This window comes from Sphingopyxis sp. HIX, from assembly GCF_001468285.1.
GTDB lineage: Bacteria > Pseudomonadota > Alphaproteobacteria > Sphingomonadales > Sphingomonadaceae > Sphingopyxis.
In genome coordinates this window covers 78,269-99,480 of sequence record NZ_LNSB01000013.1, presented here as the reverse complement: position 1 = coordinate 99,480, position 21,212 = coordinate 78,269, and the positions used below count along the sequence as shown (strand labels likewise).

Annotated in this window: 19 protein-coding genes; 15 read left to right on the top strand and 4 right to left on the bottom strand. The window is 67.0% G+C overall.

What is annotated here, in order from left to right:
• Positions 1-197 precede the first annotated feature (197 nt).
• Positions 198-3,119: a M16 family metallopeptidase gene (locus ATE62_RS08495; protein WP_058806362.1), complete on the top strand. Its 2,922-nt coding sequence runs from the start codon at positions 198-200 to the stop codon at positions 3,117-3,119.
• Positions 3,120-3,127: 8 nt separating this feature from the next.
• Here the strand turns inward: ATE62_RS08495 and ATE62_RS08490 are convergent, their stop codons facing one another.
• Complete coding sequence (locus ATE62_RS08490; protein ID WP_058806361.1) at positions 3,128-4,912, bottom strand: cation:proton antiporter domain-containing protein; 1,785 nt, start codon at positions 4,910-4,912, stop codon at positions 3,128-3,130.
• Positions 4,913-4,979: 67 nt separating this feature from the next.
• Positions 4,980-6,194, bottom strand: coding sequence for an NADP-dependent isocitrate dehydrogenase (locus ATE62_RS08485; RefSeq protein ID WP_058806360.1), 1,215 nt, complete (start codon positions 6,192-6,194; stop codon positions 4,980-4,982).
• Between the two features lie 147 nt (positions 6,195-6,341).
• On the opposite strand from ATE62_RS08485, the gene ATE62_RS08480 reads away from it, so the two are divergent.
• Positions 6,342-7,073 (top strand): phosphatidylserine decarboxylase, encoded by a 732-nt coding sequence (locus ATE62_RS08480; RefSeq protein WP_058806359.1) that lies wholly within the window; start codon positions 6,342-6,344, stop codon positions 7,071-7,073.
• 1 nt (position 7,074) lies between these two features.
• Positions 7,075-7,848 (top strand): CDP-alcohol phosphatidyltransferase family protein, encoded by a 774-nt coding sequence (locus ATE62_RS08475; RefSeq protein WP_058806358.1) that lies wholly within the window; start codon positions 7,075-7,077, stop codon positions 7,846-7,848.
• Here the strand turns inward: ATE62_RS08475 and ATE62_RS08470 are convergent.
• Entirely contained in the window at positions 7,832-8,095 is a 264-nt protein-coding gene (locus ATE62_RS08470; protein WP_231736203.1) for a hypothetical protein, read from the bottom strand. The genes ATE62_RS08475 and ATE62_RS08470 overlap by 17 nt on opposite strands.
• 317 nt (positions 8,096-8,412) lie before the next feature.
• Here ATE62_RS08470 and rpsB point away from each other — a divergent pair, with 317 nt between their 5' ends.
• From rpsB to rpmE, 12 genes are all read left to right on the top strand, one after another.
• The gene (rpsB, locus tag ATE62_RS08465) at positions 8,413-9,246 is read left to right on the top strand and encodes a 30S ribosomal protein S2 (RefSeq protein ID WP_058806357.1); all 834 of its coding nucleotides are present in this window, start codon (positions 8,413-8,415) and stop codon (positions 9,244-9,246) included.
• Positions 9,247-9,378: 132 nt separating this feature from the next.
• Positions 9,379-10,305: a translation elongation factor Ts gene (gene tsf, locus ATE62_RS08460; protein WP_058806356.1), complete on the top strand. Its 927-nt coding sequence runs from the start codon at positions 9,379-9,381 to the stop codon at positions 10,303-10,305.
• Between the two features lie 114 nt (positions 10,306-10,419).
• Entirely contained in the window at positions 10,420-11,151 is a 732-nt protein-coding gene (gene pyrH / locus ATE62_RS08455; protein WP_058806355.1) for a UMP kinase, read from the top strand.
• Positions 11,152-11,165: 14 nt separating this feature from the next.
• Positions 11,166-11,720 (top strand): ribosome recycling factor, encoded by a 555-nt coding sequence (frr, locus tag ATE62_RS08450; RefSeq protein ID WP_058806354.1) that lies wholly within the window; start codon positions 11,166-11,168, stop codon positions 11,718-11,720.
• A gap of 4 nt (positions 11,721-11,724) precedes the next feature.
• Positions 11,725-12,402 (top strand): polyprenyl diphosphate synthase, encoded by a 678-nt coding sequence (gene uppS, locus ATE62_RS08445; protein WP_058806353.1) that lies wholly within the window; start codon positions 11,725-11,727, stop codon positions 12,400-12,402.
• 3 nt (positions 12,403-12,405) lie between these two features.
• Positions 12,406-13,080, top strand: coding sequence for a phosphatidate cytidylyltransferase (locus ATE62_RS08440; RefSeq protein WP_058806352.1), 675 nt, complete (start codon positions 12,406-12,408; stop codon positions 13,078-13,080).
• Between the two features lies 1 nt (position 13,081).
• Positions 13,082-14,245, top strand: a complete 1,164-nt coding sequence (locus ATE62_RS08435; RefSeq protein ID WP_058806351.1) for a 1-deoxy-D-xylulose-5-phosphate reductoisomerase — start codon at positions 13,082-13,084, stop codon at positions 14,243-14,245.
• Positions 14,238-15,371 (top strand): RIP metalloprotease RseP, encoded by a 1,134-nt coding sequence (rseP, locus tag ATE62_RS08430; RefSeq protein ID WP_058806350.1) that lies wholly within the window; start codon positions 14,238-14,240, stop codon positions 15,369-15,371. The genes ATE62_RS08435 and rseP overlap by 8 nt, the downstream gene beginning before the upstream one ends.
• Positions 15,372-15,443: 72 nt before the next feature.
• Entirely contained in the window at positions 15,444-18,143 is a 2,700-nt protein-coding gene (bamA, locus tag ATE62_RS08425; RefSeq protein WP_058806349.1) for an outer membrane protein assembly factor BamA, read from the top strand.
• A complete protein-coding gene (locus ATE62_RS08420; RefSeq protein ID WP_058806348.1) occupies positions 18,143-18,829 on the top strand; it encodes an OmpH family outer membrane protein in 687 nt (228 codons plus the stop codon). The genes bamA and ATE62_RS08420 overlap by 1 nt, the downstream gene beginning before the upstream one ends.
• 22 nt (positions 18,830-18,851) lie before the next feature.
• Positions 18,852-19,313: a 3-hydroxyacyl-ACP dehydratase FabZ gene (gene fabZ, locus ATE62_RS08415; RefSeq protein ID WP_058806347.1), complete on the top strand. Its 462-nt coding sequence runs from the start codon at positions 18,852-18,854 to the stop codon at positions 19,311-19,313.
• A 114-nt stretch (positions 19,314-19,427) separates the two neighbouring features.
• On the top strand, positions 19,428-19,655 hold the full coding sequence (gene rpmE, locus ATE62_RS08410; protein WP_058806346.1) for a 50S ribosomal protein L31: 228 nt from the start codon (positions 19,428-19,430) through the stop codon (positions 19,653-19,655).
• 14 nt (positions 19,656-19,669) lie between these two features.
• Here rpmE and ATE62_RS08405 read toward each other — a convergent pair whose 3' ends face one another.
• Positions 19,670-21,142 carry a glycerol kinase gene (locus ATE62_RS08405; protein ID WP_058806345.1) on the bottom strand — a complete coding sequence of 491 codons (1,473 nt, stop codon included), beginning with the start codon at positions 21,140-21,142 and terminating at the stop codon, positions 19,670-19,672.
• Between the last annotated feature and the right edge of the window lie 70 nt (positions 21,143-21,212).

Below are 21,212 nucleotides of genomic sequence, written 5' to 3'. Positions count from 1 at the left end.
AAAATGGCCCATTGCTTCGTCGAGAAGTCTCGAAATATCGACATATGTCTTCGCCTTCTCTCCTCGCACTGGGCCATTTTGCTTCAAACCTCGACGGCGCTCTAATGGGGTACGGACCCTAAGGCAGATGCGGCGAAGAGAGCAAGCCGCGTGACAGTTCAGTGGCGAGCAAGGTTCACACGCGTTAAGATGGGGCAATGTCCAGCCTGTCCGCGCCGCCCCCGCGCTTCGCCCGTTCCTTCCTTTCCGCCGGCATCGCCGCCGCCCTGCTGTCGGCGTCGCCCGTCGCGCTCGCGCAGCAGGGGGCCGGCACCGTCCAGGTCCAGCCCGACAGCTGGCTCTACGAAGGCAGCGACATCCCGCGCGACACTGCGTGGCAGTTCGGCGAGCTGCCCAACGGCGTGCGCTATGCGGTGCGCAACAACGGCGTGCCGCCGGGGCAGGTGTCGATCCGCGTGCGCATGGACGTCGGCTCGATGTTCGAAACCGAGGGCGAGCGCGGCTTTGCGCATCTGCTCGAACATCTGACCTTCCGCGGGTCCGAGCATATTCCGGACGGCGAGGCGAAGCGCATCTGGCAGCGCTTCGGGGTCAGCTTTGGCAGCGACAGCAACGCGCAGACCACCCCGACGCAGACCGCCTATCAACTCGACCTGCCGAGTGCGACCCCGGCGACGCTCGACGAAAGCATGAAATTGCTCGCGGGCATGGTCCGCGAGCCGCTGATCTCGGACGCCGCCGTCGCCGCCGAACGGGGTGTCGTCCAGTCCGAATTGCGCGAATCGGACGGGCCGCAAAAGCGAATCGCCGACGCGACCAACGCGCACCTCTTCGCCGGCCAGCTGCTCGGCGACCGCTCGCCGATCGGCACCTATGAATCGCTCGCCGCCGCGCGCGCCGATACGGTCAAGGCGTTCCACGATCGCTGGTATCGCCCCGACCGCGCCGTCGTGGTCATCGTCGGCGACGGCGACCCTGCCGAATTCGCACGACTGATCGCCAAATATTATGGCGACTGGAAAGCCGATGGTCCGGCGCCCAAGCAGCCCGATTTCGGCAAGCCCGACCCGAAGGCGCCCGCCGCGCTGTCGATCGTCGAGGCGAACCAGCCCCCGGCGCTGACGCTGGCGATGGTCCGCCCGTGGATCAAGCGCATCGACACGGTCGAGAACACGCGGCGGCTCTATCTCGAATTCCTGTCGATCGCGCTGGTCAACCGGCGGCTCGAGAATCGCGCGCGCGCGGGCGGCAGCTATCTGGTGGCGACCGCCGAGCAGCAATATGTCAGCCGTAGCGCCGACGTCACGCTGGCGCAGATCGTGCCGCTCGGCGACTGGAAGGCGGCGCTCGCCGACGTCCGCGGGGTGATCGCCGACGCGACGCAGAACCCGCCCTCGCAGGCCGATATCGACCGCGAGGCGAACGAGATTCAGGCGTTCCTCGTCAAGGAGCTCCAGAACGCCCGCAACGAACCCGGCGCGCGGCTCGCCGACGACATGGTGCGCGCGGTCGACATCGGCGAGACGGTGACCAGCCCGCAGGGACAGGTCGACATGTTCGCCGCAATCCGCGCCTCGGCAACGCCTGCGGTCATGCTCGACATCAGCAAGGCGATCTTCTCGGGCGAAGCCACGCGCGTCGTGCTGACCACTCCGACCCCGATCGCCGGCGGCCAGCCCGCGCTGCTCGCCGCGCTCAAGGCGCCCGCGGTGATCCGCGACGACCGGCTCGCCGCTGCCGACGTCAATTTCAACCAACTCCCCGCGCTCGGTACCCCGACCCCGGTCGTCAAGACCGAGCGGCTGCTGGGGCTGCGCGCCGAGCGGCTCGAATTCGGCAACGGCGTCACCGCGCTCGTCTCGAACAATATGGTCGAGCCGGGCAAGGTGCGCGTCAATGTCCGCTTCGGCACCGGCAACCGCAGCGTTGCGGCGAACGAGCCCAACCTGCTCTGGACCGGCGACTATGCCGTGGTCGCGAGCGGCGTCGGCCCGTGGGGGCAGAACGAGATCGACGCGATCACCAACGGGCGCCAGATCCAGCTCAACTTCGCGATCGACGACGACGCCTTCGAACTGTCGGCCGAAAGCAAGCCCGAGGATCTCGACGATCAGCTGCGGCTGATCGCGGCGAAGCTCGCCAGCCCGCGCTGGGACGCGGCGCCGGTCGAGCGGCTGCGCATCGGCTACCTCACCGGCTACGACCTCAACGATGCGACCCCCAACGCGGTGCTCGATCGCAATCTGCGCGGCTGGCTCACCGCCGACGACAAGCGCTGGTCGCCCCCCGACAAGGCGGCGATCGAAGCGCTGACCCCGGCCGCCTTCCGCGCCTTCTGGGAGCCGCGGCTCGCGAGCGGGCCGATCGAGGTGCAGGTCTTCGGCGACTTGTCGGCGGTCGATTACCGGAAAATCCTCTCCGAGACGCTCGGTGCGCTGGCGCCGCGCAAGGCGATCCTGCCTGCGGGCGGCCAGACGGTCGCCTTCGCGCCGCACGTCGCCACCCCCGCGCTCGCCTATCACCGCGGCGACAAGGGGCAGGCGGCGGCGATGACCGCCTGGCCGACCAGCGGCGGCTTCGCCAATCCGCGCGACGCGCGCGCGTTCGACGTGCTCGGCGCGATCTTCAACGACCGGCTGTTCGACCGCCTCCGCGCCGATCAGGGCGCGAGCTATGGTCCGGTGGTCGACAATCACTGGCCGACGGGCTTCGACACGGGCGGTTACCTGCTCGTCGGCAGCCTGCTCGCGCCCAAGGACATCGACGGCTTCTATGCGATCGCACGCGACATCGCCGCCGACCTCGCCGCCAATCCGGTCAGCGCCGACGAACTCGCGCGCAACGCCGGACCGATCCGCGAACAGGTGACGCGCGCCTCGACGGGCAATGTCTATTGGATGTACCTGCTCGAGGGCGCGACGCGCGACCCGCGCGTCGCCGCCTCGGCGCTGTCGATGGAGCAGGACATCGCCGCGGTGACCGCCGCCGACATCCAGCGGCTCGCGAAGCAATATCTGGTACCCGCGAAACAATGGTCGCTCGCGATCCTGCCCGCGGGCATGACGCTCGCCGAGGCGTCGGCGCAAAACAAGCCCGCGGGGGCGGCGGGCGGCCGCTAGCCTCCGAGTTAGCCGGGGTCGCTGCCCTCGACCGGGCGCCGCACCCGGCGAATGCGCGGCTCGCGTTCCAACGCGCCCTTGGTCATGATGTCGTGGCGCATCTTGGCGCGCACGTCGTGGATCGAGGCGATCACCGGTCCCATCGCGACGCCGAGGTCGATCAGCACCGCCTCGGCGAGTTGCAGCGAGCTTTCGAGCGTTTCGGGCACCGCGTCGGTGGCGCCCGCCTGGTAGAGCGCGGCGGCATGGTCCGAATCGCGGGCGCGGCTGATGATCGGCAGGTCGGGATATTTGCGGCGCATCGCCTTGGTCATGCGCAGCTGCTGGACCGGATCGTCCATCGTGAGCACGATCGCATGCGCGCTCTCGATACCCAGCTTGTCGAGGCTGCCCGGCCGCGCGACGTCGGCGAAGCGCACGACAAACCCCTCGCGCCGCGCCGCCGCGACGGTGTCGATGTCGGCGTCGACGGCGATGTAGGGACGGCCATGCTCGCGCAGCAATTGCGCGACGGTGTGGCCGACGCGGCCGAAACCGACGACGACGGTGCGCCCCTCGGGCGTTTCCTCGTCCTGGCTCTCGCCGCTGCGCATCTCGATCCGCCGCGCGATGTCGTGGCCGACGCGCGCCAGCAAGGGCGTGATCGTCAGCCCGATCGCGGTGACGATCTGCCAGAATTCGGCGGTGTCGCGGCTGATCAGCTGCGCCTGCAGCGCGGTCGCGAGCACGATGAGGGTGGTTTCCGACGGGCTCGACATCAGCAGGCCGACCTCGGCGGCGGTCCCGCGCCGCGCCGCGCCCGAAAAGCGCAGCAGCGCTGCGGTGACCAACGCCTTGACCAGCACGACGCCGACCACCGCGCCGATCAGCGCGGGCCATTGCGCGGCGATCGTTTTGAGGTTGAGCCCCATGCCGACGCTGATCAGGAACACCCCGAGCGCGAGGCCCTTGAAGGGCGCGGTGATCGCCTCGACCTCCTCATGATATTCGGTCTCGGCGATCATCAGCCCCGCGAGCAGCGCGCCGACGATCGGCGACAGCCCGACCGCGGCGGTCGCGAGCGCGGCGACGATGACGACGAGCAGGCTCGCGGCGAGGAACAGCTCGGGATCCTTGGCGCGCGCGGCCTGCGCGAAGATCCGCGGCAGCAGGAACCAGCCGCCGATCGCCAGCGCCGCGACCACCGCCGCGCCCTGCCATAGCGTGGTAAACAGCAGTTCGGCGCTGTCCCCCGATGCGGTGGGTGACAGGGCGGCGAGGACGAAGATGATCGGGACGAGCGCGAGATCCTCGAACAGCAGCATCGAGAAGCTCGCGCGCCCGACCGCCGACTTGGTCCCCGCGATCGGCAGCACCAGCGCGGTCGACGAAAGCGCCAGCGCGATGCCGAGGCCATAGGCCGCCGCGGTCGAATGATTGCCGAACAGGAGAAGCGCGGTGCCGAGAATCGCGCCCGCCAGGAACAGTTCGGCGGCGCCGATGCCGAACACCAGTTTCCTCAGCTGCCACAGGCGCCGGAACGACAGCTCGAGCCCGATCGAGAAGAGCAGCAGCACGATGCCGAGCTCGCCGAACAGCGCGATATCCTCGGTCGAGGCAATGGTGACATGTTCGAGCCAGGGATAATCGCCCGCGAGCGCCCCCAGCCCCGACGGGCCGACGAGCAGCCCGACGAGGATGAAGCCGATCACCGGCGAAATCTTGAAGCGCGCGAAGGCGGGGATGACGACGCCCGCGGCGCCGAGGACCACCAGCGCGTTGCCGATGGCCGAAGTGTCGGTTTCCGATACCATAGGGGCCGACCTTATGCAGGCCGGCCCCCCTTGGCTAGATAGCTATCTCAAGCTTTTTGCTTGTTTGTCAGGCGCCCATCTTGGCTTCGAGATTTTCGACGATCGCCTCGAAGAAACCCTCGGTGGTCAGCCAGTTCTGATCGGGACCGATCAGCAGCGCCAGGTCCTTGGTCATCTTGCCGCTCTCGACCGTCGCGACGCAGACCTTTTCGAGGTCGTCGGCGAACTTCACCAGCGCGGCATTGTCGTCGAGCTTGCCGCGGTGCTTGAGGCCCCCGGTCCAGGCGAAGATCGAGGCGATCGGGTTGGTCGAGGTCGCCTTGCCCTGCTGGTGCATGCGATAGTGGCGGGTGACGGTGCCGTGCGCCGCTTCGGACTCGACGGTCTGGCCGTCGGGGGTCATCAGCACGCTGGTCATCAGCCCGAGCGAGCCGAAGCCCTGCGCAACGGTGTCCGACTGGACGTCGCCGTCGTAATTCTTGCAGGCCCAGACGAACTTGCCGCTCCACTTGAGCGCCGAGGCGACCATGTCGTCGATCAGGCGGTGTTCGTAGACGATGCCGAGCGCGTCGAACTTCGCCTTGAATTCGGCCTGGAACACTTCCTCGAACAGATCCTTGAAGCGGCCGTCATAGGCCTTGAGGATCGTGTTCTTGGTCGACAGATACACCGGCCATTCGCGGGCGAGGCCGTAGTTCAGGCTGGCGCGCGCGAAGTCGCGGATCGAATCGTCGAGGTTGTACATGCCCATGGCGACGCCCGCCGAAGGGAACTGGAACACTTCCTCGTCGATCAGCGTGCCGTCCTCGCCCTCGAACACCAGGCGCAGCTTGCCGGGGCCGGGGACGCGGAAGTCGGTCGCCTTATACTGGTCGCCGAAGGCATGACGGCCAACGACGATCGGGTCGGTCCAGCCGGGGACGAGCCGGGGTACGTTCTTCATCACGATCGGCTCGCGGAACACGACGCCGCCCAGGATGTTGCGGATCGTGCCGTTCGGCGACTTCCACATCTTCTTGAGGCCGAATTCCTCGACGCGGGCTTCGTCGGGGGTGATCGTCGCGCACTTCACGCCGACGCCATATTTCTTGATCGCGTTGGCGGCTTCGACGGTGATCTTGTCGTCGGTGCGGTCGCGTTCCTCGATGCCGAGGTCGTAATAATGGAGATCGACGTCGAGATAGGGGAGGATCAGGCGCTCGCGAATCCACTGCCAGATGATCCGCGTCATTTCGTCGCCGTCGAGTTCGACGACCGGGTTCGCTACCTTGATCTTGCCCATATGCGTGCCTTTTCCTTGGGGAGTCGATTTGCAGCGGGCCTTAGGCAAAGCCGAGGCTTTGGTCAAACGCCACGGTGGCTCATCGAGGGAACGTCGCGCGGCTTATTCCGTTGTCAGTAGGAGATCGCGACCCTAGAAGAAGCCCCCATGTCTTCCATCTCTTCCAACCGCCCCGGTGGCGGTATCAAGTGGCACTGGCCCTCGATCCATCCCGAGGGGCGCAAATTCGTCCTGATCGCGGCGATCGTCACCCTCTGTTTTTTCCTGCTCGGCTGGCCGATCGTGCCCTGGCTGATGCTGGGCGTGACCGTCTGGGTCGCGGCCTTCTTCCGCGATCCGGTGCGCGTCACCCCGGTCGGCAGCGAGTATATCGTCGCGCCCGCCGACGGGCTGATCACGCAGATCGCCGAAGTGTCGCCGCCGCCCGAGATCGCGGGCGCCGACGGGCTCGGCGCCGCGCCGATGCTGCGCGTCTCGATCTTCATGAGCGTGTTCGACGTCCACATCAACCGCACCCCGATCGCGGGCACCTTGCGCAAGATCGTCTATATCCCGGGCAAATTCGTCAACGCCGACCTCGACAAGGCGAGCGAGGAGAATGAGCGCCAGCATTTCGTCGTCGAGCGCGCCGATGGCCTGCGTGTCGGTTTCACCCAGATCGCCGGGCTCGTCGCGCGGCGCATCCTGCCCTTCGTCAGCATGGGGCAGGAGGTGTCGACCGGCCAACGCATCGGGCTGATCCGCTTCGGCAGCCGCGTCGACGTCTATCTGCCCGCGGGCACGACGCCGCAGGTGCTGCTCGGCCAGCGCACGCTGGCGGGCGAGACCGTCGTTGCGCGGATCGGCACCGCCGGGGTCATCGACGGCATCGGGCAATAATATGGCCGAGCGCGAGGAGGTTCCGGCGGATGCCGCGGGGCGCCGTATCGGCGGGATCAGCCTGCGCGCCTTTCCGCCCAACGCGATCACCGTCCTCGCGCTCTGCTTCGGACTGACCGGGGTCCGCTTCGCGATCGGCGGGCAGTTCGAATATGCGGTGGGCGCGGTGGTGCTCGCCGGCGTGCTCGACGGCATGGACGGGCGCATCGCGCGCCTGCTCAACGCGCAGAGCAAATTCGGTGCCGAGCTCGATTCGCTGTCCGACGTGATCGCCTTCGGCGTCGCGCCGGCGATGATCCTCTTCCTCTGGTCGCTCGACGAGGCGCCGAAATTCGGCTGGACCGCGGCGCTCGCGCTCGCGGTCTGCTGCGCGCTCCGCCTCGCGCGCTTCAATTCGCGCATGGATGCCGATTTCCAGCCGCACAAGTCGGCGGGTTTCATGACCGGCATCCCGGCGCCCGCGGGGGCCGGGCTGTCCTTCGTCCCGGTCTATCTGTGGCTGGTGACCGAGAACGACCTGTTCCGTGAATGGTATGTGGTCATGCCCTGGGCGATCGGCGTCGCGATGCTGATGATCTCGGCGATCCCGACCTACAGCTGGTCGTCGTTCCGCCTGCGCCGCTCGTGGAGGCTGTTCGCGCTGGCCGGGGTCGGGCTGTTCGGCGCAGCGCTGGTGACCGCGCCTTGGTGGACGCTGCTCGGGGTGTGCGCGGTCTATCTGACGCTGCTGCCCTTCGGCATCGCGAGCTACGCGCGGGTCAGGCGGCGCGGCTGAGCTGCGGCTCGGCGCGGCCGGTCAAGCGCACCGTCCGGGGCGCGTCGCGGCGATCGCCGCGCTGGCGCAATTTGACGACGTTGGCCGCGGGTCCCGGATGCGGGGTGTTCTGGATCGGAAAGGCGCCTTCGCCGAGCAGCGACGAGAGAATCGCATTCTCGTTCGTCTTGAGCATCGCCAGGATGACGGTGATGCCCAGCCCGGCGGCAATGGCGAAGAGGAGAGCGGCAGCGACCTGAACCATCATCTTGTCCTTCCGGTTTCTTTGTGCGAAACCATGCCCATCGGTGACGGTTTCGTTACGCAAATCGTTCCATGTTCCTGTTTTGTTCTCAAGCCCTTTGCGACGAATGGAGTCATTTTGTCGCCGGGACGAGTCCGTCCGCGTCGCGGGCGATGGGTGCCGATGCGACGAAAAGTGCCGCTTGGCCCTTGCTTTTGGCCGCGGCTGCCGCTAACGGCCCGCCCATTCCACATGGAAGGCGCACATAAACCGGTGCCGGGTCATCCGCTTGCGGACCCCGGTTCTTGCTTTCCAGAGGACCAACCGGAAGGAGAAAGACCATGGCGGCCCCTGTCGTCACGATGCAGAATCTTATCGAAGCTGGCGCCCACTTCGGCCACCAGACCCACCGTTGGAACCCGCGCATGAAGCCGTATATCTTCGGCGCGCGCAACGGCATCCACATCCTCGACCTGTCGCAGACCGTGCCGCTGTTCGCGCGCGCGCTCGAATTCGTGTCGGCCTCGGCTGCCGCCGGCGGCAAGGTGCTGTTCGTCGGCACCAAGCGCCAGGCGCAGGGCCCGATCGCCGATGCGGCTCGCGCGTCGGGTCAGCACTTCGTCAACCACCGCTGGCTGGGCGGCATGCTCACCAACTGGAAGACGATCTCGAACTCGATCAAGCGCCTCAAGACGCTCGAAGAGCAGCTCGCCGGCGACACCTCGGGCCTGACCAAGAAGGAAGTGCTCAACCGCACCCGCGAGCGCGACAAGCTCGAGCTCAGCCTCGGCGGCATCCGCGACATGGGCGGCATTCCCGACGTGATGTTCGTGATCGACGCGAACAAGGAAGAGCTGGCGATCAAGGAAGCCAATGTCCTCGGCATCCCCGTCGTCGCGATTCTCGATTCGAACGTCTCGCCCGACGGCATCGCCTTCCCGGTTCCGGCGAACGATGACGCCGCGCGCGCCATCCGCCTCTACTGCGACGCCGTGGCCCAGGCCGCGACGCGTGGCGGCCAGCAGGCCCGCGCCGACCGCGGCGAAGACCTGGGCGCGGCCGGCGAGCCCGTCGCCGAAGAAGCGCTGACCGAAGAAGCCGCCGCTCCGGTGACCGAGGACGAACAGGTCCCGGCCGAAGCCGCCGCCGAAACCGAACGCCAGAGCGACGCCTAAGCGCGCTCGCATGACGGGACGGCGCGACAGCACGCTCGCGCCGTCCCTGTCATCGGTTTGACTTATCGCCCCGCCATGCGCGCGGGCGTCCCGCGGGCCCTATCGGCTCGCCCCTATGGAAAGGATTATCCCATGGCTGAGATTACGGCCGCTCTCGTCAAGGAACTGCGCGACCGCACCGGCGCGGGCATGATGGACTGCAAGAAGGCGCTCGCCGAGAATAATGGCGACATCGAAGCGTCGATCGACTGGCTGCGCACCAAGGGCCTCGCCGCCGCCGCCAAGAAGGCCGGCCGCGTCGCCGCCGAGGGCCTGGTCGGTGTCGCCACCGACGGCACCCGCGGTGCGATGGTCGAGGTCAACAGCGAAACCGACTTCGTTGCCAAGAACGAGCAGTTCCAGACCTTCGTCCGCGACGTCACCAGCGTGGCGCTCGCCGGCAGCATCACCGACATCGAAGCGCTCGCCGCTGCCGCTTACCCGGCCGGCGGCACGGTCGCCGAAGCGCTGACGCAGAACATCGCCACCATCGGCGAGAACCAGTCGCTGCGCCGTTCGGCCGTGATGTCGGTGAACTCGGGCGTCGTCACCGCCTATGTCCACAACGCCGCGGCGCCGGGCATGGGCAAGATCGGCGTGCTCGTCGCGCTCGAATCGACCGCGGGCGCCGACGTCCTCGAACCGCTCGGCAAGCAGCTCGCGATGCACGTCGCCGCCGCCAACCCGCTGGCGCTGAACGGCGACGACCTCGACGCCGACCTCGTCGCGCGCGAACGTGCGATCGCCGAAGAAAAGGCCGCGCAGTCGGGCAAGCCCGCCGACATCGTCGCCAAGATGGTCGACGGCTCGATCGCCAAGTTCCGCAAGGAAAATGCGCTGCTGTCGCAGCTGTTCGTGATGGACGGCAAGACCCCGGTCGCCGAAGTCGTCGCCGCTGCCGGCAAGGACGTCGGCGCGACGATCACGCTCAAGGGTTTCACCCGCTTCCAGCTCGGCGAAGGCATCGAGAAGGAAGAAAGCGATTTCGCGGCGGAAGTCGCGGCGGTCGCCGGCGTCTAAAAAGAAACGCGGGATTGCTGCGCCTTGGCGCGGCAGTCCGCTTGGCAATGGCGCGTGCCCGCTCTAGGGTGCGCGCCATTCGCATATATAGAGTAGCGAGAGGTTCCCCCCGACATGGCATTGCCCGGCATGAAACGCATTCTGCTCAAGCTGTCGGGCGAGGCGTTGATGGGCTCGACCCCCTTCGGCATCGACCCCGAGACGGTCGCGAGCATGGCGGCCGAGGTCAAGCAGGCCAAGGACAGCGGGCTCGAAATCTGCCTCGTCATCGGCGGCGGCAACATCTTCCGCGGCATGGCGGGCGCCGCCAAGGGCATGGACCGCGCGCAGGCCGATTATATGGGCATGCTCGCGACGGTGATGAACGCGCTCGCGATGCAGAATGCGCTCGAACAGCTCGGTGTCCAGACGCGCGTCCAGTCGGCGATCGAGATGGACAAGGTGTGCGAGCCGGTGATCCGCCGCCGCGCCGAACGCCACCTCGAAAAGGGCCGCGTCGTGATCTTCGCCGCGGGCGTCGGCGCGCCCTATTTCACCACCGACAGCGGCGCCGCGCTGCGCGCCGCCGAGATGAAGTGCGATGCACTGCTCAAGGGCACCAGCGTCGACGGCGTCTACAACGCCGACCCCAAGCAGGATCCGGCCGCGGTGCGTTACGACACGCTCGGCTACGACCGCGTGCTCGCCGACAATCTGAAGGTGATGGACGCCAGCGCGGTCGCGCTGTGCCGCGACAATCATATCCCGATCGTGGTGTTCAACATCCGCGAGCCGGGCAATCTGGCGCGCGTGCTGGCCGGCGAGGGTGTCTCGACCGTCGTCAGCGACGCCGCCGGAAACGCATAAGAGAGGAAGACATCATGGCGAAATATGACAAGGCCGATCTCGAGCGCCGCATGCACGGCGCGGTCGAATCGCTGAAGAGCGACCTCGCGGGCCTGCGCACCGGCCGCGCACACACCGCGCTGCTCGATCCGGTGACGGTCGAGGTCTATGGCAGCCACATGCCGCTGAACCAGGTCGCCTCGGTCAGCGCGCCCGAACCGCGCCTCCTGTCGGTGCAGGTGTGGGACAAGTCGAACGTCGGCCCGGTCGACAAGGCGATCCGCTCGGCGGGCCTCGGCCTCAACCCGATCGTCGACGGCCAGACCCTGCGCCTGCCGATCCCCGAAATGACGCAGGAGCGCCGCAAGGAACTGTCGAAGCTCGCCGGGCAATATGCCGAAAAGGCGCGCGTCGCGGTCCGCAACGTCCGCCGCGACGGCATGGACAATCTCAAGACCGACGAGAACAAGAAGGAAATCAGCGAGGACGAGCGCAAGCGGTCGGAAACCGACGTCCAGAAGCTGACCGACAGCACGATCGCCGAGATCGACGCCGCCGCGACCGCCAAGGAAAAGGAAATCCTGGGCTAAACCGATGACCCAAGGCGCGCGCCATGTCGCAATCATCATGGACGGCAACGGCCGCTGGGCGAAGAAGCGGCTGCTGCCGCGCGTCGCCGGGCACAAGGCCGGGGTCGAGGCGGTGCGCACGATCGTCCGCGCCGCGGGCGACATGGGGCTCGAGGCGCTGACGCTCTACGCCTTCAGTTCCGAGAACTGGAAACGGCCCGAGGAAGAGGTGAGCGACCTCATGGGGCTGATGAAGCGCTTCATCCTCTCCGACCTCGACGAATTCGCCGCGAACGACGTGAAGCTGAAGGTCATCGGCAACTGGCGCGCGCTCGCGCCCGACGTCGTCGCGATGATCGACAATGCGCTCGAGCGCACCTCGGGCAACAAGCGCACGACGCTCGCGGTCGCGCTCAATTACGGCGCGCAGGACGAACTGGTGCGCGCGGCGAGTGCAGCCGCCGCCGCGGGTGCGATCACCGCCGAGGCGATCGAGGCGCATCTCGACACCGCCGACATGCCGCCGCTCGACCTGCTCATCCGCACCTCGGGCGAGGTGCGGTTGTCGAACTTCCTGCTGTGGCAATCGGCCTATGCCGAGCTTTATTTCACCGACAAGCTATGGCCCGATTTCGCACCCGCCGATCTGCAGGCGGCGCTCGACCAATTTGCGCGGCGCGAACGCCGCTACGGGGGACTTTAGATTATGGCGGCGGGCAAATCGGACCTGATGGTGCGCGTCGGATCGGCGGTCGTGCTGCTCGCGATCGCGGGCGCGGCTTTGTGGTTCGGCGGCATCGCCTTCGCGTTGCTGCTGCTCGTCGGGGCGGCGCTGCTGCTCGTCGAATGGTTTGCGCTGGTGCGCGCGATGACGCTTTCGGGCGGCGCCAAGGGCGCGCTCATGATCCTCGGCCCCGTGCTGACGATCGGCGCGATCGGCGGCCTCTGGTTCATCCGCGACACGCTCGGCATGACCGCGGCGCTCTGGGTGTTCGCGATGGTGTGGGCGACCGACATCGGCGCCTATTTCGCCGGGCGCGCCTTCGGCGGCGCGCGGCTCGCGCCGAAAATCAGCCCGTCGAAGACCTGGTCTGGGCTGTTCGGCGGCATGATCGCCGCGCTCGTCGCGGGCGCGACGCTCGGCGATCGCGCGGGCATCATCGGTGTGCCGCTGTGGATCGGCCTGATCATGGGCCTGCTCGCGCAGCTCGGCGATCTCGGTCAGAGCTGGATGAAACGCCGCGCCGGGGTCAAGGATTCGGGCAAGCTGATTCCGGGTCATGGCGGCGTCTTCGACCGCGTCGACGGGCTGCTGCCGGTTGCGCTGATCCTCGGCGGCCTCGCCTTCGCGGGCGACCTCATCGTGCGGACGGCGCACTGACATGACGCGCCGCCTCTCGCTGTTCGGTGCGACGGGATCGGTGGGGCAATCGACCCTCGACCTCGTGCGCCGCGACGGCGAGAGCTGGCAGGTCGCGGTGCTCACCGCGAACAGCGACGTCGCCGAACTGGCAAAGCTTGCCAAGGAATTCCGCCCCGCAATCGCGGTGATCGCCGACGAGGCGCGCTACGCCGACCTCGCCGAGGCGCTCGCGGGGACGGGGATCGAGGCCGCCGCGGGCGCCGACGCGCTGGTCGCGGCGGCGCAGGCGCCCACCGACCTCGTGATGGCGGCGATCGTCGGCTGCGCGGGGCTCGCCCCGACGATGGCCGCGCTCGAAGCGGGCACCCCGGTGGCGCTCGCCAACAAGGAAGCTCTGGTCTCTGCCGGCGAACTGATGACCGCCGCGTCGCGCGCCTCGGGCGCACCGATCCTGCCGGTCGACAGCGAGCATAACGCGATCTTCCAGTGCCTCGCGGGCGGCCGGATCGAGCAGGTGCGCCGCATCATCCTGACCGCGAGCGGCGGCCCCTTCCGCACAATGAGCGCCGCCGACATGGCGCGCGTGACCCCGGCACAGGCGGTCGCGCATCCCAACTGGTCGATGGGCGCAAAGATCAGCGTCGATTCAGCGACGATGATGAACAAGGGCCTCGAACTGATCGAGGCGTTCCACCTGTTCCCCGTCGGGCTCGACCGCATCGAGATCCTTGTCCACCCGCAATCGGTGATTCACAGCCTCGTCGAATATGTCGACTGCTCGACGCTCGCGCAGCTGGGCTCACCCGACATGCGGATTCCCATCAGCAGCGCGCTCGCCTGGCCCGACCGGATGGCGACGCCCTGCGCGCCGCTCGACCTCGCCAGCATCGCGCGGCTCGATTTCGAGGCGCCCGACGAACTGCGTTTCCCCGCGACCGCGCTCTGCCGCGCCGCGATTGCCGAGGGCGGCGCGCGCCCGGCGCAGCTCAACGCCGCGAACGAGGTGGCGGTCGCCGCCTTCCTCGCGGGCCGTATTTCCTTCCCCGCGATCGTCGATACGGTGCGGCGCGTGCTCGATGCCGAAGCGCCCGCCGCCCCGGCATCGCTTCACGACATATTCAGCGTCGATGCGTCATCGCGCGCGGCCGCGCAGCATTTTGTGGACCGATACGAACATGCTTGAGTCTCCGGGTTTCCTCTTCACCGTGCTGGCCTTCCTCGTCGTGCTCGGGCCGCTCGTGTTCGTGCACGAATATGGCCATTATATCGTCGGGCGCTGGTGCGGGGTGAAGGCCGAGACCTTCTCGATCGGCTTCGGCCGCCGCATCCTCGGCTGGACCGACAAGCGCGGCACCGAATGGAAGATCGGCTGGCTGCCGCTGGGCGGCTATGTCCAGTTCGCGGGCGACCGCGACGCGGTCAGCCAGCCCGATGCCGAGTGGCAGTCGCTGCCCGCCGAAGAACGGTCGCACACCTTTCCCGCCCAGCCGGTGTGGAAGCGCGCGCTGATCGTCGCCGCGGGGCCGGTGACCAATTTCCTCTTCGCGATCCTGATCCTCGCGGGCTTCGCCTGGGTCGGCGGGGTTGCCACCAACCCCGCGCTGATCGGCACCGTCGAGCCCCGGTCGGCGGCCGCTGCCGCCGGGCTGCAATCGGGCGACCGCATCCTGTCGATCGACGGCCGCGCCATGGAGCGCTTCACCGATATCCAGAAATCCGTCGAGCACCGGCCCGGCGAGATGATGGACATCCGGATCGATCGGGCGGGCGCCGAGCGGACGATCCGGCTCGCGCCGCGCCTGATCAAGGAAAAGGATCCGTTCGGCAACGACATCGAACGCGCCGTGATCGGCATTTCGCCGGGGCCGCCGGTGTTCGAACCCGTGCCGTTGGTCGAGGCGCCCCGGGTGGCGGTGCGCCAGACGGTCCAGATCGTCCGCCAGACGCTCGACGTGCTCGGCCAGTTCCTCACCGGCAACCGTTCGATCAAGGATCTCAGCGGCCCGGTCAAGATCGCCAAGGTGTCGGGCGAGGCGGCGTCGCTGGGGCCGCAGGTGCTGATCTACTTCATCGCGCTCATCTCCATCAATCTGGGGTTCATAAATCTCTTGCCATTGCCGATGCTCGATGGTGGCCATTTGCTTTTTTACGGCTATGAAGCGGTGCGGCGGCGGCCGGCGCCACCGCAGGCTCAGGAATGGGCCTTTCGTTTCGGCTTTGCGGCGATCGTCACGCTGATGCTGGTCGTGACTTTCAACGATTTGGGCTCAATCGGGGTTTGGGACCGGATCGCGCGCTTGATTGGATAAGCGGACTGGGGCAGGAGTGCGCGCGGACCCGTGGGCAAGCGGGTTCGTCGCTTTTTTGAGTATTTTTGCGGGATGAACAGCGTGGCTTCACACAAATTTTCGGCGCAGGCGCGTTTGGCTGCGTTCCTCATGGCTGGAACGATGCTCGCGGGCCCCGCGCTGGCGCAGGGCGTCCAGCCTCCCGTCGTGCCCGCCCCGACGGTTCCGGCGCCCGCAGCCGAGGCCGTCCCCGCGGCGACCACCGTCCGCTCGATCACCGTCACCGGCAACCAGCGGCTCGAGGCGCAGACGATCCTGTCCTATCTCCGCCTCCGCGTCGGCCAGACCTATAACCGCGCGACGCTCGATCAGGCGCTGAAGGACCTGGCCTCGACCGAATTGTTCAAGGATTTCCAGATCAACGACGACAATGGCGCGTTGACGATCCAGGTCGTGGAAAACCCGGTGATCAACCGCGTCATCCTCGAGGGCAACAAGCGCCTCAAGGAAGACAAGATCCGGCCCGAGATCAAGCTCGCGCCGCGCCAGATCTTCACCCGCTCGAAGGTCCGCGCCGATGTCGCGCGCATCATCGAGCTCTACAAGCGCCAGGGCCGCTTCGCCGCGACCGTCGAGCCCAAGATGGTCTCGCTCGACCAGAACCGCGTCGACGTCGTCTTCGAAATCAACGAGGGGCCGAAGTCGAAGGTCCGCCAGATCAACATCATCGGCAACGAGAAGTTCAGCGACGGCGACCTCAAGGACGAGATGGCGACCAAGGAATCGGGGCTGCTGACGATCCTGTCGTCGAATACCAGCTACGATCCCGACCGCCTCGCCTATGACCAGCAGAAGATCCGTCTCTTCTACCTGTCGAACGGCTATGCCGACTTCCGCGTGATTTCGGCGGTCGCCGAACTCACCAGCAACAAGCAGGACTTCATCATCACCTATGTGGTCGAGGAAGGCGAGCGCTACAAATTCGGCAAGGTCGACGTCGAAAGCGAGCTGCGCGATTTCCGGCCGGAGGCGCTGAAGACGCTGCTGCCGATGAAGGAAGGCGACTGGTACGACGCCAAGCAGGTCGAGGATACGGTCGAAAGCCTCAGCGAGACCGCGGGCCTGTTCGGCTACGCCTTTGCCGACATCAACCCCGAATTCCGCCGCGATCCCGAAACGCGGACGATGGACATCACCTTCAACGTCGCCGAGAGCCCGCGGACGTACGTCGAGCGCATCGACGTCAACGGCAACACGCTGACGCAGGACAAGGTCGTGCGCCGCGAGTTCCGCCTGAACGAGGGCGACGCTTTCAACAGCTTCGGCGTCAAGCGCACCGAGAACCGCATCAACAGCCTCGGCTATTTCCAGGAAAATCTGGAGATCGAGCGCAAGGAGGGCAGCGCCCCCGATCGCATCATCCTCGAAACCAATGTCGAGGAAAAGCCGACGGGCGAACTCTCGCTGTCGGCTGGTTTCTCGTCGATCGAGAATTTCCTGCTTCAGGCGTCGGTCCGCCAGCGCAACTTCCGTGGCCTCGGCCAGCAGCTGCAGGCGTCGGTCAACTATTCGAGCTATTCGAAATCGGTCGAGCTGGGCTTCACCGAACCCTATCTGTTCGACCGCAACATCTCGATCGGCGGCAGCGTCTATCGCCGCGACCTGAACTCGTTCAACTTCATCGACAACGACCGCCGCACGACCTTCCAGCAGGTGACGACCGGCGCGCAGGTTACCGTCGGCGTGCCGCTCACCGAATATCTGTCGGCATTCGGCCGCTACAGCCTCAATTTCGACGATGTCACGCTCGACCGCTCGCTCTATTATTTCGGCGGCGAGTGCGACCCGCTCGTAGCGGGCCGCTATCTGTGCGACGCGATCGGCAAACGCACGACCTCGCTGCTCGGTTACACCATCGCCTATGACGATCGCGATAACCGCCTGCGCCCGACGCGCGGCCAGTCGCTTTCGCTCAGCCAGGATTTTGCCGGCCTCGGCGGCAGCGTCAAATATGTCCGCACCCGCGCGAACGCGTCGAAGCATTTCAACCTCGGCAGCCGTTTCATCCTCAATTTCTCGGCCGAGGGCGGCTATATCTATCCCTTCGGCGGTCGCCCGACCCCGACGAGCGACAAGGTTCGCCTGACCGATCGCTTCTTCCTCGGCGAGCCGCAGATGCGCGGCTTCGACATCCGCGGGGTCGGACCGCGGGTGATCCGCTATTCGGTGGACAATACCAATCCGGCCGCCCCGGTGGTCATCACCGAGTCCGACAATCGCGGACAGATCGACGACGCGCTCGGCGGCCGTGCCTATTACCAGGGCCGGATCGAACTCGACATTCCGCTCGGAACGGGCGCGAAGGAACTGGGGCTGCGGCCGTCGATCTTCCTCGACGTCGGCTCGGTGTTCGGGGTGCGGCGCCCGTCGCTGACGACGCTCGCCGACTTCAGGGAAACCGATCCCAACGCGCCCGGTTTCGGCCTGACCAAGTCGCTCTGCCGCAACGCGGCCAATGGGACCCGGCAGTTCGCGACCGAAACGACGACCACGGTCAACGGGGTCACGACCGGAACGGGGCAATATACGACCTGTCCGACCAGTTTCACGCGTCTCGATCCGTTCGAGGAACGCTTCTTCGGCGACACCTGGCTGCCGCGCGTCGCGATCGGCGCCGGCGTCAACTGGAACTCTCCATTCGGTCCTTTCCGGATCGATTTCGCTTACGCCCTTCGCAAAGAAGAGGGCGATGACACCAAACGCTTCTCATTCAACGTAGGAACCCAATTCTAATGAAGAAAATTCTTGTTGCATCGGCGCTGGCGATCGCCACGCTGTCGGTTTCGCCGATGCTCGCCGCCCCGGCTTTCGCGCAGGCGAAGGGCGTTGCCGTCGCCGACGTCCGCGTCGCCGCCGCCCGCTCGAACGCCTTCACCACCGCGTCGCAGCAGATCGAAACGACCTACAAGGCGCAGATCGACCAGCAGAACACGCGCGCGCAGACGCTGCAGGCAGAGGTCAACGTCCTCATCGCCAAATATAACGAGGAAGCGAAGAAGAGCCCGCAGAACCAGACCGCGCTCCAGGCGGCGGCCAAGGCCGTGCAGGACAAGCGCCAGGCCGCGAGCACCGAGCTCGGCCAGATCGGCGCCCCCGTCGAACTCGCCGTCGCCTATGTCGAGGACCAGATCAGCGTCCGCATGAACGAGGCGATCAAGGCCGCGATGACCGCGAAGAAGATCGACCTGCTGCTCAACCCCGATGCCGTTCTCGCGCGCGAGAATAATGTCGACATCACCGACGCGGTGGTGACCGAAATCAACCGCATCCTGCCCAATGTCTCGATCGCGGTGCCCGCGGGTTATCAGCCGGGCCAGCTCGTCCAGCAGCGCAACCAGCAGCTGATGGACGCCGCCCGCGCGGCGCAGGGCACCCCGGCCGCCCCGGCGCCGACCGGCAGCGCGCCGACCACCCGCTAAGATCGTGGCGGACGGGGAAAATATGGACGGCGCCATGGGTCCGGTGGATATCCGCCGGATCCTGACGCTGCTGCCGCATCGTTATCCGATGCTGCTCGTCGACCGGGTGGAATCGATGGTGAAGGACACCTCGATCCACGCGGTCAAGGCGGTGACGATGAACGAGCCCTTTTTCCAAGGGCATTTCCCTGGCCGGCCGATCATGCCCGGCGTCCTGATCGTCGAGGCGCTGGCGCAGGCCGGCGGCATCCTCGCGGTCGAATCGCTCGGCCTCGGCGGCTCGGGCAAGCTCGTCTATTTCATGGGGATCGATGGGGTGAAGTTCCGGAAGCCGGTCGAACCCGGCGTCCTGCTCGACCTCCACGTCAATATTCTCCAGGCGAAGCGCAACATCTGCAAGTTCGAGGGCCGCGCCATGCTCGGCGACAGCCTCGCGACCGAATGCCAGTTCACCGCGATGATCGCCGACCCGCCGAGCGACTAACCACCACTTGCCAAATCCAGCTTTCGCCGTTAGGGGACGCCGCTTCGCGGCCCTTGGCGGGGAAGCATCGACTCACGCTGCTGGTCGGAAACCAGCGGCACAGGAGCCCAGGACATGAAAAAAGACATTCACCCCGACTATCACATGATCACGGTCAAGATGACCGATGGCACCGAATATCAGACGCGCTCGACCTGGGGCAAAGAGGGCGACGTGATGACGCTCGAAATCGACCCCACGGCGCACCCGGCCTGGACCGGCGGCACCGGTCGTCTGCTCGACGCCGGCGGTCAGGTCGCGAAGTTCAACAAGCGCTTCGGTGGTCTCACCCTCAAGCGTTAATTAGCGCTTCGGCGTCAGCCGAGGACCTTTGCAAGCGCGCTTTGCCACCCGGCAAGGCGCGCTTTGCGTTTCCCGGCCTCCAGCGCGGGCGTGAAGCGCGTAGCGGTGCCGCGCATTGCCTGCGCCGCACTCGTTAAGTCGGGATAGAGCCCGGCCCCCGTCGCCGCCAGCATCGCCGCGCCCAACGCCGTGCTCTCGACGAAGCCCGGCCGCTCGACGACCAGATCGAGCATGTCGGCCAGATCCTGCGCCATCCAGTCGTTCGCGGCCATGCCGCCGTCGATGCGGAGTTCCGCCCAGTCGACCCCGTCGGCGGCGAAGGCGGCTTTGAGGTCGTGCGCCTGATAGGCCTGCGCCTCGAGGGCGGCGCGCGCGACATGCGCCTTGCTGCTCGCGAAGCTGAGGCCCGACAGCGCCGCGAGCGCGTCGGGCCGCCAGTGCGGCGCCCCGAGCCCGGCGAGGGCAGGGACCAGATAGACCCCGCCATTGTCGTCGACCGAGCGCGCGAGTCCCTCGCTCTCGCCCGCACTCGCGAGCAGCCCCAGCCCGTCGCGCAGCCATTTGATCAGGCTCCCCGCAACGAACACCGACCCCTCGAGCGCGTAGGACCGGACATCGCCTTCCTGCACCAGCACCGTCGCAAGCAGGCGGTTGTTTGAAACGGGGCGCGTGGTGCCGCTCGCCGACAGGATGAAGGCGCCGGTGCCGAAGGTCGCCTTGGTCTGGCCCGGCGCGAGGCACGCCTGGCCGATCGCCGCCGCTTGCTGGTCGCCCGCCATGCCCGATATCGGAATCGCGCCGCCGAAGAGTGCGGGGTCGGTCGTGCCGACGGTCGCGGTGCAGCCGGTGATTTCGGGCAGCAGTGCCATCGGCACGCCGAGCAGGTCGCAAAGCTCGCCGTCCCAGCCCCCGCTGCCGTTGATGTCCATCAGCAATGTGCGCGACGCATTGCTGGCGTCGCTGACATGCACCCCCCCGGTCAGGCGATAGACGAGATAGGATTCGATCGTCCCGACCGCGAGCCGGTCGCCTGCCTCGCGCAATTGCGGCCAGTTCCGGAGGGCCCAGCCGATCTTGCTGCCCGAAAAATAAGGGTCGAGCAGCAGTCCCGACTTCGCTTGAACGGCTGCCTCGTGGCCAGCCTCCTTGAGCGCGGCGCAGTCGGCGGCGGTGCGCCGGTCCTGCCACACGATCGCGGGCGCCAGCGGCTCGCCGGTCGCGCGGTCCCAGAACACCACGGTCTCGCGCTGGTTGGTGATCCCGATCGCCGCGACCGCGTCGGCACCGCCCGCCTGCGCCACCATCTCGCGCGTGCAGGCGAGCGTCGCGTCCCAGATTTCGGCCGCGTCATGCTCGACGAGCCCCGGCCCCGGATAATGCTGTTTGAACTCACGCTGCGCGCTGCCGAGCGGGGTGCCGTCGGCGCCGAAAAGCATCGTGCGGGTCGAGGTCGTGCCCTCGTCGATGACGATGATCTTTTCGGCCAAAACACATCCCCTCTCTTTGCCGGAGTGTCTGCCAAAGGCGTTGGGTCAGGACAAGGGTTCACGCGGAGGC